9 protein-coding genes are annotated in these 16,554 nt (G+C 61.4%); 5 read left to right on the top strand and 4 right to left on the bottom strand.

The window, feature by feature from the left end:
- Nucleotides 1–123: 123 nt before the first annotated feature.
- Both V6L75_RS01830 and V6L75_RS01835 read right to left on the bottom strand, forming a co-directional pair.
- On the bottom strand, nt 124–510 hold the full coding sequence (locus tag V6L75_RS01830; protein ID WP_334249825.1) for an NADH:ubiquinone oxidoreductase subunit NDUFA12: 387 nt from the start codon (nt 508–510) through the stop codon (nt 124–126).
- A gap of 179 nt (nt 511–689) precedes the next feature.
- The gene (locus V6L75_RS01835; RefSeq protein WP_334249826.1) at nt 690–1,433 is read right to left on the bottom strand and encodes a response regulator; all 744 of its coding nucleotides are present in this window, start codon (nt 1,431–1,433) and stop codon (nt 690–692) included.
- A 693-nt stretch (nt 1,434–2,126) separates the two neighbouring features.
- Between V6L75_RS01835 and V6L75_RS01840 the strand changes: the two genes are divergently transcribed.
- The 4 genes from V6L75_RS01840 to V6L75_RS01855 all read left to right on the top strand — a co-directional run bounded on the left by V6L75_RS01840 (nt 2,127) and on the right by V6L75_RS01855 (nt 9,589).
- Nucleotides 2,127–5,837 (top strand): vitamin B12-dependent ribonucleotide reductase, encoded by a 3,711-nt coding sequence (locus tag V6L75_RS01840; protein ID WP_334249827.1) that lies wholly within the window; start codon nt 2,127–2,129, stop codon nt 5,835–5,837.
- A gap of 340 nt (nt 5,838–6,177) precedes the next feature.
- A complete protein-coding gene (locus V6L75_RS01845) occupies nt 6,178–7,971 on the top strand; it encodes a DUF262 domain-containing protein (protein WP_334249828.1) in 1,794 nt (597 codons plus the stop codon).
- Between the two features lie 699 nt (nt 7,972–8,670).
- A complete protein-coding gene (locus V6L75_RS01850) occupies nt 8,671–8,877 on the top strand; it encodes a hypothetical protein (RefSeq protein ID WP_055455395.1) in 207 nt (68 codons plus the stop codon).
- Nucleotides 8,878–8,884: 7 nt separating this feature from the next.
- Nucleotides 8,885–9,589, top strand: a complete 705-nt coding sequence (locus V6L75_RS01855) for a nucleotidyl transferase AbiEii/AbiGii toxin family protein (protein ID WP_334249829.1) — start codon at nt 8,885–8,887, stop codon at nt 9,587–9,589.
- Nucleotides 9,590–9,732: 143 nt separating this feature from the next.
- Here the strand turns inward: V6L75_RS01855 and V6L75_RS01860 are convergent, their stop codons facing one another.
- The gene (locus V6L75_RS01860) at nt 9,733–11,718 is read right to left on the bottom strand and encodes a L,D-transpeptidase family protein (protein WP_334249830.1); all 1,986 of its coding nucleotides are present in this window, start codon (nt 11,716–11,718) and stop codon (nt 9,733–9,735) included.
- 354 nt (nt 11,719–12,072) lie between these two features.
- On the bottom strand, nt 12,073–12,648 hold the full coding sequence (locus V6L75_RS01865) for a single-stranded DNA-binding protein (RefSeq protein ID WP_334249831.1): 576 nt from the start codon (nt 12,646–12,648) through the stop codon (nt 12,073–12,075).
- A 741-nt stretch (nt 12,649–13,389) separates the two neighbouring features.
- Between V6L75_RS01865 and uvrA the strand changes: the two genes are divergently transcribed.
- Nucleotides 13,390–16,374: an excinuclease ABC subunit UvrA gene (gene uvrA / locus V6L75_RS01870; RefSeq protein ID WP_425498644.1), complete on the top strand. Its 2,985-nt coding sequence runs from the start codon at nt 13,390–13,392 to the stop codon at nt 16,372–16,374.
- Nucleotides 16,375–16,554: the final 180 nt, after the last annotated feature.

The raw sequence follows: 16,554 nt of genomic DNA on the forward strand, positions 1-16,554 counted from the left end.
GTGACGGCCCAGGCGAGATAGAAGGCACGGAGCCCCTTACAGCCCCCTCTACGCACCGCGCACAACAAAAAACCCACTGGATTGCTCCAGCGGGTTCTTCAAACTCAAACAGCTCTACGCCGCTTACTGGCCCGGCGTCCAGGCCTCGTAGTCGCCGGTCACTTCCGGACGCTTTTCGGGGGTCAGGATCGAGCCCTTCGGGCGGTAGGCCTCGGGCGTTCCAGTGCGGTTACCGTGGTGCGGCGCCTGCCAGGATTTGGCGTGGTAGTTCTCTTCCACCGGCGGCGTGTCGACCCGGTGGTGCATCCAGCCATGCCAGCCCGGCGGAATCATCGAGGCTTCGGCGAGGCCATTGTAAATGACCCAGCGCTTCTTGCCGCCCCGCTCCTTGTAATAGGTGTTGCCGAACTCATCCTTGCCAACGAGTTCGCCCTTGCGCCAGGTGAAGAACCGGGTGCCCATGGTCTGGCCGTTCCACCAGGTGAAGATTTGCAGGAGAAGGGTCTTCATCCGCTGTCTGCTCCGAATCGGGCGGACCAAACGCCGCCCTCGAAAAGGACTGGCTGCCAACGCAGCCCGATGTTGCGGCAACATGTAGCCGGAATTCTCCGGCCCGTCCACACGGCTGCGGCATTTTGCGCCGCTTCGCCGCACAGCGGGACCAGGAAACCGGCGGACCGGCGTCCAGTCTAGCTCAGCGCCTTGCGCAGGGCAGCAAATCTCGGCCCCGGAACCGGAGGCTTTTGCTCTTCCGTCTTGGGCTTCTGTACCGGCTTCGGGGCAGTCCGGGCAACGGCAGCCATGCGTCCAGCCTGCGAATCAAGAGCTGCGGCAGCGATCGACCCATCCTCGTTGAAGACGTGCTCCACCGTCTCCTTGACTTCCTGATAGCGGCGCGTCGCACGTTGATGATAGGCGCGTGCACCATCCAGCGTCTTCATCTTGCCCGCTTGCTGCTCCAGCAAAAGGCCAACGCCTTCAATGGAATAAAAGCCGTTCTTGTCCGGGATCATCTCCCTGGCATCGCTGAGCAGCCAGTTCAGCCGGGCATGGATCATGGAGGGTGAGACGGGCTTGGCCAGAAGATGATGCGCACCGGCCCGGAAAGCCTTCTCCACAAAGGCTCGCGTGCCATGGGCGGTGACGAACAGCAGAGGCACGAAACAGAGCGGCGCCATGTTCTTGTGCCGGATCAGCCGCAACATCTGGTAGCCGGTCGCCGGCTCCATACGCCAGTCGGAGATGATGAGATTGGGAGGCTCGGTAAGCATGGACTCCAGCGCCGCATCCACCGTGTCGAACACCCGCACCCGCTCGACCTTGAAACTTAAAAGTATCGAGCGAAGAATGGTCTGCATCTGCCTTGAATCCTCGACGACAACCACATCGAGTTCGCCGAAGGTCAGCCCGTAGGCCGCATGATGGTTGGACATGAAATCGGGGCCCCTGCCGGAGATGAACCGCCCTTCTTCTCGCATGCCCCGCTTAAGTCCACTTGAAGTGAGGTCGCGGCCTTTTCGTCAAATTGTCATCATCAATCAGCAACATGACAGGCGTTGCTGGCATGGGGCATACGCAGCCCCCGGCTTGATGCAGAATTGCAATGACCTGCATCAAATCACGGCTTTCCCCCGCTCTCCCCGATTTCCACAAGGGCTACTAGATTTAGATTGCCGGGCAACTTTTACACACAAGCGATAGTTCCCCAAACTTGACGGTAACCGATGATTCACACTAATGTCCGGAACGTCACGGTGAGTGTTCCGGCGGACAGGCTGACGCCTGTTTCCGCCCAGTAGAACCGGCTTCAGGCAGAGTTACGGATCAGCGGCAGCGGCCTCCCGCGCGCCGTTTTCGGGCCGCCGGCAGCTTGGACACCGTGACATCCGGTCTCTGGCCGTCCGCTTGCGGATACACCAGCGGCAAACCACTCAAGTGGCACACCACGCGAATGGCAGACCAGGGAATTCCTCACTGAAGAGTGAGCCCGGCGAAGTACCGGGCCTCGACTGACAGGGTAGCGGCACACTGAACGTCCGGGACGCTTGGCGCCTGGGCAACGGATTTTTGCGGCCTGACGCAAGGCGGATCGCCTGCCGGGCCGGCACGATGAAGGGGGCATGGGAATGCGGATTGAACGGCGTTACACCAAGGATGGGCAGTCCCCTTACGCTGAGATCGAGTTCACCACGACGACGAGCGAGATCCGCAATCCGGATGGCTCGGTTGTGTTCCGTCTCGCGGACATTCAGGTTCCGGCCCAGTTCTCGCAGGTCGCCTCCGACATTCTCGCCCAGAAGTATTTCCGCAAGGCCGGCGTCCCTGCCCGCCTGAAGCCGGTGGAAGAGAACACCGTTCCCTCATGGCTGTGGCGCCGCGAGGCCGACCTGGCCGCTCTCGAAGCCCTGCCCGAAGGCGAGCGCTTCGGCTCCGAGACCGACGCACGCCAGGTCTTTGACCGTTTGGCCGGAACCTGGACCTACTGGGGCTGGAAGGGCGGCTATTTCGACGGCGAAGCCGATGCCCAGGCCTTCTACGACGAGCTGCGCTTCATGCTGGCGACCCAGAAGGTGGCGCCGAACAGCCCGCAGTGGTTCAACACCGGCCTGCACTGGGCCTATGGCATCGACGGCCCCAGCCAGGGCCACTTCTATGTCGATTTCCAGACCGGCGAGCTGGTGAAATCCGCCACCGCCTATGAGCACCCGCAGCCGCACGCCTGTTTCATCCAGTCCGTGGAAGACGATCTCGTCAACGAGAATGGCATCATGGACCTGTGGGTGCGTGAGGCGCGCCTGTTCAAATATGGCTCGGGCACCGGCTCCAACTTCTCGCGCCTGCGCGGTGAAGGCGAGAAGCTGTCCGGCGGCGGCCGCTCCTCCGGCCTGATGAGCTTCCTCAAGATCGGTGACCGGGCAGCGGGCGCCATCAAGTCCGGCGGCACCACCCGCCGCGCCGCCAAGATGGTGGTTGTGGATGTGGACCATCCGGATATCGAGGATTACATCAACTGGAAGGTCAAGGAAGAGCAGAAGGTGGCCGCCCTCGTCACCGGCTCGAAGATCTGCCAGAAGCACCTGACCGCCATCATGAAGGCCTGCGTCAACTGCGAGGCAGACAATGGCGACTGCTTCGACCCGGCCAAGAACCCGGCGCTGAAGCGCGAAATCCGCGCTGCCAAGAAGATGATGGTGCCGGAAAACTACATCCGCCGGGTCATCCAGTTTGCCCGTCAGGGCTACACCTCCATCGAATTCCCCGCCTACAACACCGACTGGGATTCGGAAGCCTATCTGACCGTTGCCGGCCAGAACTCCAACAACTCCGTGCGTGTGACCGACGGCTTCCTGAAGGCCGTGACGGATGACGGCACCTGGGACCTGACCGCCCGCAAGGACGGCAAGGTGATGAAGACGCTGAAGGCGCGCGAGCTGTGGGAGCAGATCGGCTATGCCGCCTGGGCCTCGGCTGATCCCGGCATCCAGTATCACACCACCATCAACGACTGGCACACCTGCCCGGCTTCGGGCGAGATCCGCGCCTCCAACCCCTGCTCGGAATACATGTTCCTGGACGACACGGCCTGCAATCTGGCGTCCCTGAACCTGATGCAGTTCCGCCGCGAGGACCGCTCCTTCGACGTGGACGCTTATGAGCATGCGGTGCGCCTGTGGACGGTGGTGCTGGAAATCTCCGTGCTGATGGCGCAGTTCCCGTCCAAGGAAATCGCCGAGCTGTCCTACCGCTTCCGCACCCTTGGCCTTGGCTATGCCAACATCGGCGGCCTGCTGATGACCTCCGGCATTCCCTATGACAGCGATGCGGGCCGCGCCCTTTGCGGTGCCCTGTCGGCCATCATGACCGGCGTATCCTATGCCACCTCCGCCGAAATGGCCGGTGAGCTGGGCGCCTTCCCCGGCTATGGCGACAACGCCGCCCACATGCTGCGCGTCATCCGCAACCACCGCCGCGCCGCCCATGGCGAGGCAGCGGGCTACGAGGCGCTGTCCACCAACCCGGTGCCGCTGGACCATGCCTCCTGCCCGGATCAGGTGCTGATCGAGCGGTCGAAGCTGGCCTGGGACCGGGCGCTGGAGCTGGGCGAAAAGCACGGCTACCGCAATGCGCAGGTCTCCGTCATTGCTCCCACCGGCACCATCGGCCTGGTGATGGACTGCGACACCACCGGCATCGAGCCTGACTTTGCGCTGGTGAAGTTCAAGAAGCTGGCTGGCGGCGGCTATTTCAAGATCATCAACCGCGCCGTGCCCGAGGCCCTCGAGGTGCTGGGCTACAAGCCGAGCGAGATCGCCGAGATCGAGGCCTATGCCGTCGGCCATGGCTCGCTGGATCAGGCGCCCGGCGTCAACCCGTCCAGCCTCAAGGCCAAGGGCTTCACCGAGGACAGCCTTGCCAAGCTCAAGGGCTCGCTGAAGTCCGCCTTCGACATCAAGTTCGTCTTCAACCGCTGGACGCTGGGCGACGAGCAGATGGCCGCCCTTGGCGTCACGGCTGAGCAGATGAACGACCCGGCCTTCGAGCTGCTGCCGTTCCTCGGCTTCTCCAGGGCCGAGATCGAGGCTGCCAACATCCACGTCTGCGGCGCCATGACGCTGGAAGGCGCGCCCTTCCTGAAGAAGGAGCATTACCCGGTCTTCGACTGCGCCAACCCCTGCGGCAAGACCGGCAAGCGCTACCTTTCGGTCGAAAGCCACATCCGCATGATGGCTGCGGCCCAGCCCTTCATTTCCGGCGCCATTTCCAAGACGATCAACATGCCGAACGAGGCAACCGTCGACGACTGCAAGGAAGCCTACATGCTGTCCTGGCGGCTGGCGCTGAAGGCCAATGCGCTCTACCGCGACGGCTCCAAGCTGTCCCAGCCGCTGAACTCCCAGCTCATCGCCGATGAGGACGAGGACGCGGAAGAGGCCGCCGAGGCGATTGCCGCCAAGCCCGCCGCCGCCAAGGCCGAAGTCATCGCCGAGCGCATCGTCGAGCGGATCATCGAGCGCACCGTCCGTGCCCGCGAGAAGATGCCGGACCGCCGCAAGGGCTATACCCAGAAGGCCCGCGTCGGCGGCCACAAGGTGTATCTGACCACCGGCGAATATCAGGATGGCCGCCTCGGCGAGATCTTCATCGACATGCACAAGGAAGGCGCCGCCTTCCGCTCCCTGATGAACAACTTCGCCATCGCCATCTCGCTCGGCCTGCAATATGGCGTGCCGCTGGAGGAATATGTCGACGCCTTCACCTTCACCCGCTTCGAACCGGCGGGCATGGTGCAGGGCAACGAGGCGATCAAGAACGCCACGTCGATCCTCGACTACATCTTCCGCGAGCTCGCCGTCTCCTACCTGGGCCGTCATGACCTTGCACATGTGCCGCCGGAAGCCATCGGCAACACCGGCATCAGCGCGGGCGCCAGCGAAGGGCGCGGCGAACAGGGCGTCGTCTCCCACGGCCTCGTGCGCGGCCAGACCGAGCGCTTCCGCCTCGTATCCGCCAGCGGCGAACCGGCCGGCTCGCTCGCCGGTCAAAGCGCAGCGCATGGCACAGCTCCGGCCGTGAAGGGCACCGCAACGGCACCTGTGGCCCAGACCTCCGCCGTCGCCACCGCCTTTGCCCGCTCGGGCAACACGGAACTGGCCGTCAAACTCGAAACCGCCCCTGCCCCGCAGGCCGCTCCTTCTTCCGCCGCCGAGCGCATCGCTCAGGCCCGGATGAAAGGCTACGAAGGCGAAAGCTGCTCCGAATGCGGCAACTTCACCATGGTCCGCAACGGCACCTGCCTGAAATGCGACACCTGTGGTTCCACGAGCGGGTGCAGCTGAGGGGGCAGTGGAGTTTTGTCCCGAACCGCCCCGGCTGATTGAGCCAGCGGGCGGTTTGGGGGAGTGATGAAAACGGAAAAACCCGCTTGCCGGAGACGGTGGGCGGGTTTTTTGAAGCGTGTTTATGTAACATCTGAGGAGCAGACAGCGGGCCGTTAGATGACATTCGCCGGTGCTGAATGGGTTGGCGCTCACGGCCCCTTACGGGCAAGCAGATTGCGAGCAGCGAATATCAGAAGAGATCTTGTACCAAGGGAAAAGCGCCCCCACAAAAGCGTTGGAATCTTTGCTCATGCCTCATATCTTGAGGCCCACGAAAAGCAGTTAAGGACGAAAGAAATTGGCGGGAGCACAGCAGGAACTTGTCGTTCGCGGCGAACAGGTAGAACGGGTATTCATCAACTATCGCGACGGCAGGTATGTCGTGAACCGGCGTTATCAGCGAAAGCTCATTTGGACGATCGAGGAAAAGCAAAGCTTCATCGATTCCATCATCCAGGGCTTCCCAGTTCCAATCATTCTACTCGCGGAACCACTTGGACGGAACGACGGCACCCTCGAAATTATCGACGGGATGCAACGGATGAACGCTATTACCTCCTTTATTGGGAATGACTATGAGATCGACGGCGGGTATTTTGATCTCAATACATTCGCAACGACGAAAGATCTCCTTGATCGCGGCGTGCTCCAACAGAAAATGCCTATTCTTGATCGCGAGAAATGCCTCGCGATTGCTTCCTACCCGGTCCCGCTCTCGATTTACGAGGCCGCACGTGGAGAATCCGTTGAAGAGGTTTTCCGGCGCATCAATTCCGGTGGTCGTCAACTCTCTCGGCAAGAGCTTCGTGCGGCAGGTGCTACTGACGCTTTTGCTGACTGCGTGCGCAAAATTTCAGCCCGTGTCCGGGGCGACACTTCAAACTCGGACCTGCTGCAACTCGCAGAGATGCGCAAGATTAGCATAACCAATCGCGAACTTGATTATGGCATCAGCGCCGACGAAGTGTTCTGGGTCATGAATGGGATTCTAACGAAGGACCAACTTCGGCAGAGCCGCGACGAAGAGATGGTGGCTGATCTAGTTGCATACATGGTCTCGGACGAACCAGTGCCATCCCGGACAGAGTTGTTAGATGACTACTATGGCGCGACATTCCCGTTGACTGCGGCAAGCAAGGCCCGGTTTGATGCCATCGATCAAGCTATTAGGAAACGAGGCTCAGAACTTGTTGATCTCGACTATCAGCGTGTACATGACGCTCTCATCTTGCTGCTTGACCAAGCGCGAACCACATTCACAGGCCTGATCTTTCCGAATGGGAACGGCGGCAATCCAGTACCACGCTATTTCCAAGCTGTGTTTCTCGCGTTCTACGATTTGATCGTAAGGCGCAGCATGGTCGTTTCAGACAGAAGTGGCCTTATAGACTGCCTTACCGCCTGCGGTAAAAGCATTAATATCCAAGATGGTGGCAGATGGGGTGCTGAAAATCGTGGCAAGACGGTCAATTCCGTAGTCGGCTGGATACAAGGCTATTTCGAAGACGATAAGAATCCAGATCCAGCAAAAGTTCACTGGGTAACCAAGCTCCAAAATCTTCTAACAAACTCAAAGACGGAGCAGGCCGCCTACGATTTTAAACAGGGTTTTTATACACTTGGTGCCCACCCCCTGTTCGACGATGGTTCCTTCGCCAAGATCATCGAAACCTGTGCTGCAATCGCAAATATTGGTAAAGGACATAAAGGGTATATCCTTGTGGGCATTGCTGAGAATGCCGCTACGGCAGCGAGGGTTCAGGATGTGTTCGGGGTTCATCCGCTGACGTATGGTGGCTTCTATGTGACTGGTGTTGAGCACGAGGCACAGCACTCCGGCAAAAATTTGGACCAGATGTTCCAAGAAATAACAGATCGGATTATCAGGTCCGAGCTTTCGGAGCCCCTACGCTCCTATATCAACTCCCACCTAAAGTGTGTCCAATACTTCGACAAAACTATTTTCGTTTTCGAAGTTCTTGGGCAAAATGGTCCTTCGCACGTCGGCGGGAGATGGCCAGAGCGCCAAGGAGCACAGGTAAAAGATGTTTCCCCTGACCGGTTGGGGACGCTCTTCGAACGCTTCCAGTAAAGACGCCATTCTGGATAACCTTAACCCTAAGCTCTATCCAGTTTCGCGTTCGTTTCCGGCATTGTTGTTGTCCTGATAGACCGATGAAATGGAGGGCGGTGGCGCAGCACCACGGACGGGTGGTTCACGCAGAACACTCCTGCAGCGCCCCTTCCCTGCCCCACAAAAAAGAGGCGGCCCCGGTTGGGCCGACTTCATGAGGTTTCAGCTTTCAAATCTCAGCTTTCCGTAGTTCCCCTACACTCCGCGACGTCCCGGTCCTGTGCCGGAATCTGTCAGGGACGCAATTGGCGGAGAACTGTCCGGAATATGCCCCCCCGACAGCTCCCTCCTCCTCCTCCCACCCACCCCCCCATCAATCCGGACGAAGCGCAGCGGAGATCCGGGACCGGTGAGCCGCCCCCCCGTCACGCTCCATCAGCAGCCCGGCTCTCCGATCCCGGCTCGGGGGCCGGGATGACGCGTTGAGAGGGGGTGAGAACCAAGACTGGCCCCGGCGTATGCTCCAGTCTTCCGGGCCGGGACGGCGCAGCGGGAGGTGTCCGCAGCGGTGGAATGACAGCGAGCCGGGGCATGGAACGGAGGCGGCAGCGCCGGCAGGGCTCATATGGGCGAAGCACGCCGCCGGTCCGGCTGAACAAATGCCCCACACTGGATATTTCCGGGAAAGAGCTCTATATTTGACGCTGCGAGGCAGACATGAAGATTGAGACAAGCCACTATCCGCAGCTCAGGCTGCTCTGCTGGAGCCGTCCCGGAAATCCGGTGCTGGACGGACAGGAGGCTTTTGATCTTTACGAGCGCAACTGGCGTTTTGTCGATACGGAAGCTCTCGAGGACGGCGAACGCAGCCTGATTGCGCTGCTGACGGCACGCTATGGCAACGGCATCATGCTGGCTGCCTGAGGCTGGCATGGCAAGGCTCTTCAAGCGCCCGCACCATCAGGCCATTCTGACTGCCCTGCATGGGCTGAACGGCGAACTGATGCACCGTGCGCAATGCTTTTTTGGCGGCGGCACCGCAATCGTGCTGCAACTCGACGAGTACCGGGAAAGCGTTGACATCGATTTTCTCTGCGCCTCGCAGGAAGGTTACCGCCTGATCCGGCAAGCCGTCTTTGGCGCAGGGCTTGCGGGTCTGATCCGGCCGGAGGCTGAGATTACCCCCCTGCGGGACGTGAAGACGGATCAATATGGCATCCGCACAGCATTTGAATGCGGCGGCGCGCAGATAAAGTTCGAGATCATCCGGGAAGCGCGTGTCACCCTGAACGGTGCTTTCGATCCGGACCTGAGAGTGCCGGTTCTTGCCCGCACCGACTTGTATCTGGAGAAACTGCTGGCCAATGCCGACCGCTGGGCAGACAGGGCCGTACTCAGCCGGGACATCATTGACCTTTCGATGATGATATCCAGCTGGGGCGAGATTCCGGCTGCGGCATGGACACGCGCCCGCGAGGCCTACGGCGACACGGCCGGGCAAGCCTATGCGCAGGCCGTCGAATTGATCCGCGACCCTGAACACTTGCGGCATTGCATGGAAAGAATGGCTATGAGTGCCACCCTTGCGGACACCATTCTCGCACCGCACGGCGGACCTCTGCCCAAGGCCCGCTAAGCCAGCGGCTCAAACGCTCCCGGATACGGCACCTGGGGGTCGCATGGACGCTGTCCATTAGGCAAATTGCGCCCCTTCCCTGCCCCGCAAGAAAAAAGGCGGCCCCGGTTGGGCCGCCTTCATCAGGTTTATGCGTTCAGACCTCAGCTTTCCGCCGTTCCCCGCGCCTTGCGGGTGGCCTCGAGGGCTTTCTGCAGGTAGGCGTCGCGGTCATAGACATCGCCGAAATAGCCGATGCTGCCATCCGTCTGCGGCCAGGCGGTGAAATAGGCGACATAGACCGGGATGTTGCCGCCCACATCTTCCGAGTTGTTCTTGCCCGTGGCGATGCGGCTGGCCACATGCGCCTCGGTGGTGCCCAGCACGGCGGCAGCCATGGCGCGCGGGTCAGCAAGGCGCACGCAGCCGTGGCTGAAGGCGCGCATGTCCTTCTTGAATAGCGAGCGGGAGGGCGTGTCATGCATGTAGATGGCGTGCTTGTTGGGGAAGAGGATCTTCAGCTCGCCAAGCGCGTTGTCATCGCCCGGGCGCTGGCGCACGTTGACTGCCATCTTGCCGGTCGCAACCGCATGCCAGTCGACACTGGCCGAGGAAACCGGCTTGCCGGAAGCGGTTGTCACCTCATAACCCGCCTTGTCGAGCCAGGCCGGATCCTGCGCCAGCTTCGACAGCTTCTCATTGACGATGATCGAATAAGGGACGCCCCAATAGGGATTGTATTCCACCGTCTCGATGGTGTCGTAGAAGAAGCTGGTCTGGTTCGACTTCTTGCCGATGACCACGCGCATTTCCAGCGGGGCCTTGCCCGGCTCGAAATAGGCCACCGTGAAGGCCGGCTGGTTGATGAAGACGCGGCGCTCGCCCAGATCTTCAGGCAGCCAGCGCAGCCGCTCCAGCGCCAGTTCCACCTTGGCAATCTTCGAGGCGTTGCTCTCGCCGGTCAGCGCCTGAATAGTGCCAGCCCCCACAATGCCATCGGCATGAAGGCCAGCCTCGGCCTGATAGGCCTTGACCAGATCCGCGATGGCGTCGCTGTAAAGCTCCTCGCCCATATAGGTATCGAGCAGCGGCTTATGCGCCTCCAGCAGCGCCGCCGAGCCGCGCAGGCGGATGGCGGCGACTACATTCTTCACCTCGGGGCTGGACTTGCCGGCTTTAAGCAGCGTGCCCGGCGCGATCACCACCTGCGGGGTGTCGGAGGTCTCGCGCTTCAGCCGCGCCAGCTCTTCCACCAGCGCAGTGAACTGGGGCGATGCCAGCTGGCGCGAGCGCAGATACTGCCCCGCATCGCCAGCAGCCGCCAGCCCTTTCGCCTCGGCCGTCAGGTCCACCTTGTGGCGCGGCAGGTCGTGATAGCCGGAAATACGGTTCGGATCGACCCGGCCACGGCGCGCATCCAGCACATAGGTCAGCGCCGCGATGGACGCCTTGACCTCAAAATCCACCAGCGCCGCATCACGGGCCGCTGGCTCAAGGCCGGTGAGCGCAGGCGCCTCGACCCGGTAATCGGCCGGATCCAGCCCGAAATCCCCTGCCCGCTCCAGTTCTGCCTTCAGCGCAGCAAACCGGGAACCGGGCGCGCCATTCTCAACCCAGATGAAACGCGGCTCCTGCGCATAGAACGCCTCGACCGCCTTGGCCACTTCCGGCAAGGCCTTGAAACTGAGCGCGGCAAAGGCCGGGCGTGCCGCGTCAAAGGCCTGCAGAGCCGGATCCACGGCCGGCGGTGCAATGGTTCCGGTCCGGTCAGCCGCAGTCTGAGGTGTACCCGCCTGACCGGGTGCTGTCTGAGCAGCGCCCGTTCCCTCAGAAGCTGCGTTTGCGGAAGATTGAACAGCTGCGGGCTCAGGGGGCACCGCAAGCGCCTTCAAAGAGAAGGCCGCCAGCTGATCCGCTTTGTAGGTGTAATACTTCGGCGCAGAGACCTTGTTGGCAGCGATCACGGCCTTGTCCAGCACGGGCGCCGGTGCTGGCTGAACCGGCTGCGGCTCTTCCACGGGACGCCCGCCGAAAATCCGGTCCAGAAAAGCATCCGCAGGCTGAACGCTGGCGGTCAGCGTCAGGGAAGCGACGGCAGCGCTTGCCAGAAGCGTGGAGAGGAAACGTGCGGGCTGCAGCGTATGACGCATGGTCTCAAAAGGCCTCAAGCTCGAAATCGAATGAGGACCGGCCACTCGCCCCCGGGGCCAATCCGCTCAATGATGCCGGGGCAGTCAGCAAAGCCTCGCAGGTTCGAGATCTTGCTGCTGTGACCGGTGTCACAGCAGCGATGGACCGGCAAAGTGAGCCCAGGTTTCGAACAGTCAGGCCCTGCGGACAGTCCCGCTGGCAGACTGCAAGTCTACGCTGCCAGCAGAAACCAGATGGTTAACAAAATCAGAACTCACGGCAGTTTGAAGCACAGGCCGCAGGAGTTGCCCCTGCACAGTTTTGCAAGAGCCCTCATGACGCGGCCTCATCATCCGGCTGCCGGAGCCAAGACGTCAGAACGGGATCTCGTCGTCCATGCCGCCGCCATAGCCGCCGCCTGCACCACCAGAGCCGCCAGAGCCACCGCCATAACCGCCGCCGCCACTGGAGCCGCCACCGTAACCGCCGCCGCCGGAACCACCGCCATAGCCGCCGCCACCGCCGGAGCCGCCCTCATAGCCGCCGCCTGAGCCGTAATCCGGCAGTGCGCCGCCACCGCCGCCACCGCCGCCTTCGCCACGTCCGTCCAGCATGGTCAAAGCAGAGTTGAAGCCCTGCAGCACCACTTCGGTCGAGAAGCGCTCCTGCCCGCTCTGATCCTGCCACTTGCGGGTCTGCAGCTGGCCCTCGATGTAAACCTTCGCGCCCTTGCGCAGGTACTGCTCGGCAATCTTGCAAAGGCCTTCATTGAAGATCACCACCCTGTGCCATTCGGTGCGCTCGCGCCGCTCGCCCGACCCGCGGTCCCGCCATGTCTCGGAGGTGGCAATGCGCAAATTGGCGATGGGACGGCCATCCTGCGTGCGGCGGATCTCGGGATCCGCCCCCAGATTGCCAACCAGAATGACCTTGTTCACGCTACCCGCCATACCAGTGGCTCCTGCTTTGTCTGTTGTCTGTCGTCCGGCCCGGCATACGTGCAGCCGGAGGCTGCCGCCCCTGCGCCTGCCCCCTGTTCACAAGAACAGCCTGGAGACACACCCTTCCGGCCCAAAAGCCAGATCAGGCGCCCTTCTGGACGGCAGCAGAAACCGGTTGATCGGGCGACCCTAACGCCTCTCCGCCCCTCATGCGAACCATTCTGCCCGGCCTCCCGGCGTTGTCCACAAACTGGCCGCCGCCTTACAACTGCGGGAGCAGAATGTTCATTTTTTGTTCACGCCGTCAAGGCGCATTTTCTCGCATATCCGCAAAAACCCAGCTGAGCCCAGCCGGATCTGCAACAGCCCTCTTCAAAAGAGATACGGCTTGCCACAGCCGCTTGTTCCTGTTATGTTCCTATCCAAAATGTGATCCGTAAGCACCGCGTGGAACGTAGGGCAGGTCTTAGACTTTGAAAGCTTGCCGCGGGGGATGCGAAGGAAGGACCGCAGATGAGACGAACGGAACAGTCCGGGAAGACGGATCCATTCCCGCCGGCCATACGTAAGCAATTACTGCCATACAGGCTCTCTTCAGCCTGATCTCTCAAGAGCATTCAACCGTGCCTGACCGGAACGGGTCAGGACATTCTTACCCGCACAGCATTTTGCCGGTTGAGGCCCGCTGTGCGGCGCTTATAACTGGCGCCAGTTTTCATGCCCGCGCCGGGCAAGTTCAGGACGATACCGATGGCCAAGGATGCCGCCGCCGAACCACAGAGCAAGGATCAGGGATCTGCCCTGACGGGCCTCAGCCGTGACAAGATGATTTCCATTCGCGGCGCGCGCGAGCACAATCTCAAGAACGTTGATCTGGATCTGCCGCGCGACAAGCTGATCGTGATGACGGGGCTGTCCGGTTCGGGCAAGTCATCGCTCGCATTCGATACCATCTATGCGGAAGGCCAGCGGCGCTACGTGGAGAGCCTTTCGGCCTATGCCCGCCAGTTTCTGGAGATGATGCAGAAGCCGGATGTGGATCAGATCGACGGCCTGTCTCCCGCCATCTCGATCGAACAGAAAACCACCTCGCGCAACCCGCGCTCGACGGTGGGCACGGTCACCGAGATCTATGACTACATGCGCTTGCTGTTTGCGCGCGTGGGAACGCCCTACTCGCCGGCAACGGGCTTGCCGATCGAGAGCCAGACCGTGAGCCAGATGGTCGACAGGGTCATGTCGCTGGAGGAAGGCACGCGGCTTTACCTGCTGGCTCCGGTGGTGCGCGGCCGCAAGGGCGAATACCGCAAGGAACTGGCCGAGCTGATGAAGAAAGGCTTCCAGCGGGTCAAGATCAACGGCGAGTTTCATGAGATTTCCGAGGCGCCAGCCCTCGACAAGAAGTTCAAGCATGACATTGACGTGGTGGTGGACCGCATCGTCGTGCGCGAAGACATTGCTGGCCGTCTAGCCGATTCCTTCGAAACGGCGCTGAAGCTGGCCGATGGCATTGCCATTGCCGAATTTGCGGACAAGCCGCTGGAAATCGCCACCGGCAAGGATGCGGTGTTGCAGAACCGCAATGAAACCCATGAGCGGATCATCTTTTCGGAGAAATTCGCCTGCCCGGTGTCCGGCTTCACCATCCCCGAGATCGAACCCCGGCTCTTTTCCTTCAACAATCCCTTCGGCGCCTGCCCGTCCTGTGATGGTCTCGGCACGACGCTGGCCTTCGAAGCGGACCTGGTGGTACCCGATCAGAGCCTGTCGCTGCGCGAGGGCGCGGTGCTGCCCTGGGCCAAGACCGGTTCGACGTCGCCCTATTATGCCCAGACGCTGGAAGCCATCTGCCGGCACTTCAAGGTATCCATGGCAACGCCCTGGCGCGAACTGCCCGATGACGTGCGCCATGCGGTGCTGTATGGCACCGGCAAGACCGAGCTTGAGTTTGTCTACGACGACGGTGTGCGCAGCTACCGCGCAAAGAAGACCTTCGAAGGCGTTCTGGGCAATATCGAGCGGCGCTGGCGCGAAACGGATTCGGCCTGGGTCCGTGAAGAGCTGGAGCGTTTCCAGTCCAATCACCCCTGCCCTGCCTGTAACGGGTACCGCCTGAAGCCTGAAGCGCTCGCCGTCAAGATTGGCGGCAAGCACATCGGCCATGCCGCGGACATGTCGATCCGCGATGCCGGGGCCTGGTTCAACGGGCTGGATGAGTCGCTGAACGGCAAGCAGCAGGAAATTGCCGCAAGAATTCTCAAGGAAATCCGAGAGCGGCTCAAATTCCTCAATGATGTGGGGCTCGAGTACCTGTCACTGTCACGCAACTCCGGCACGCTGTCGGGCGGCGAGAGCCAGCGGATCCGTCTCGCCTCACAGATCGGCTCCGGTCTGACGGGCGTTCTTTATGTTCTGGACGAGCCGTCGATCGGCCTGCATCAGCGCGACAATGCAAGGCTGCTCGATACACTGCGTCACCTGCGCGACCTCGGCAACACCGTGATCGTCGTGGAGCATGACGAGGATGCGGTGCTGACGGCTGACTATGTAGTGGATGTGGGGCCGGGCGCGGGTGTCCACGGCGGCCAGATCGTTGCGAAAGGCACGCCAGCGCAGATCATGGCGGACCCGAATTCGCTTACCGGGCAGTATCTGAGCGGCGCACGCGGCATCGCCTTGCCCGCAGAACGGCGCAAGATCAACAAGAAGCGCCAGATCAAGGTTATTGGCGCACGCGGCAACAATCTGAAGAATGTCACGGCAGAGATTCCGCTTGGCACCTTCACCTGCATCACCGGTGTTTCGGGCGGCGGCAAGTCAACCTTCCTCATTGACACTCTGTTCCGCTCGGCCGCACGGCGCCTCAACGGCGCGCGGGAGAATCCAGCCCCGCATGACCGGATCGAGGGACTGGAGCATCTCGACAAGGTGATCGACATCGATCAGTCGCCTATCGGCCGGACACCGCGCTCGAATCCTGCGACCTACACGGGGGCCTTCACGCCGATTCGTGAATGGTTTGCCAGCATGCCGGAGGCCAAGGCGCGCGGCTATCAGCCTGGCCGCTTCTCCTTCAATGTCAAGGGCGGCCGCTGCGAAGCCTGCCAGGGCGATGGCGTCATCAAGATCGAGATGCACTTCCTGCCCGACATCTATGTCACCTGCGATGTCTGCAAGGGCCAGCGCTACAACCGCGAAACGCTTGAAGTGCAGTTCAAGGGCAAGTCGATTGCCGACGTGCTCGACATGACCGTTGAGGAGGCTGCAGGCTTCTTCTCGGCCGTTCCGGCGGTGCGGGAAAAGATGGAAACCCTGGCACGAGTGGGCCTTGGCTATATCAAGGTCGGCCAGCAGGCGACAACGCTCTCCGGCGGTGAGGCACAGCGTGTGAAACTGGCCAAGGAACTGTCGCGCCGCTCCACCGGCCGCACTCTCTATATTCTGGATGAGCCCACAACCGGCCTGCATTTCCATGATGTGGCCAAGCTGCTGGAAGTGCTTCACGAACTGGTCGAACAAGGCAACTCTGTGCTGGTGATCGAGCATAATCTCGAGGTCATCAAGACGGCGGACTGGCTGATCGACTTCGGGCCTGAAGGCGGCGATGGCGGCGGCACGGTGGTAGCCGAAGGCCGTCCGGAGGATGTGGCCGCAAATCCCGCAAGCCATACCGGGCAGTTCCTCAAGGAACTGCTGGAACGCCGCCCGCAGAAGCGGACAGCCGCAGCCGAATGACGCAGAAGACGGGGCCTCTGACTGGAGGCCCCTCCCCGGAACGGACGGGAGACAGAGCAATAGATCTTCTGCACAGCGCCGGGAGCAAAAACGCGGAGCCCTGCAGATAACTCGCCTCAGAAGCGCTCCGGTTCAGCCGCAAGAACCGCACAAACGACGTTTACGGCTTACAGAGCCCCG

The sequence above is a fragment of the Pannonibacter anstelovis genome (assembly GCF_036881715.1).
GTDB classification, from domain to species: Bacteria; Pseudomonadota; Alphaproteobacteria; order Rhizobiales; family Stappiaceae; genus Pannonibacter; species Pannonibacter anstelovis.

Coding starts and splice junctions, on each gene's coding strand:
- V6L75_RS01830 (WP_334249825.1), bottom strand. CDS start 510: ATGAAGACCCTTCTCCTGCAAATCTTCACCTGGTGGAACGGCCAGACC.
- V6L75_RS01835 (WP_334249826.1), bottom strand. CDS start 1,433: ATGTCCAACCATCATGCGGCCTACGGGCTGACCTTCGGCGAACTCGAT.
- V6L75_RS01840 (WP_334249827.1), top strand. CDS start 2,127: ATGCGGATTGAACGGCGTTACACCAAGGATGGGCAGTCCCCTTACGCT.
- V6L75_RS01850 (WP_055455395.1), top strand. CDS start 8,671: ATGAAGATTGAGACAAGCCACTATCCGCAGCTCAGGCTGCTCTGCTGG.
- V6L75_RS01855 (WP_334249829.1), top strand. CDS start 8,885: ATGGCAAGGCTCTTCAAGCGCCCGCACCATCAGGCCATTCTGACTGCC.
- V6L75_RS01860 (WP_334249830.1), bottom strand. CDS start 11,718: ATGCGTCATACGCTGCAGCCCGCACGTTTCCTCTCCACGCTTCTGGCA.
- V6L75_RS01865 (WP_334249831.1), bottom strand. CDS start 12,648: ATGGCGGGTAGCGTGAACAAGGTCATTCTGGTTGGCAATCTGGGGGCG.
- uvrA (WP_425498644.1), top strand. CDS start 13,390: ATGGCCAAGGATGCCGCCGCCGAACCACAGAGCAAGGATCAGGGATCT.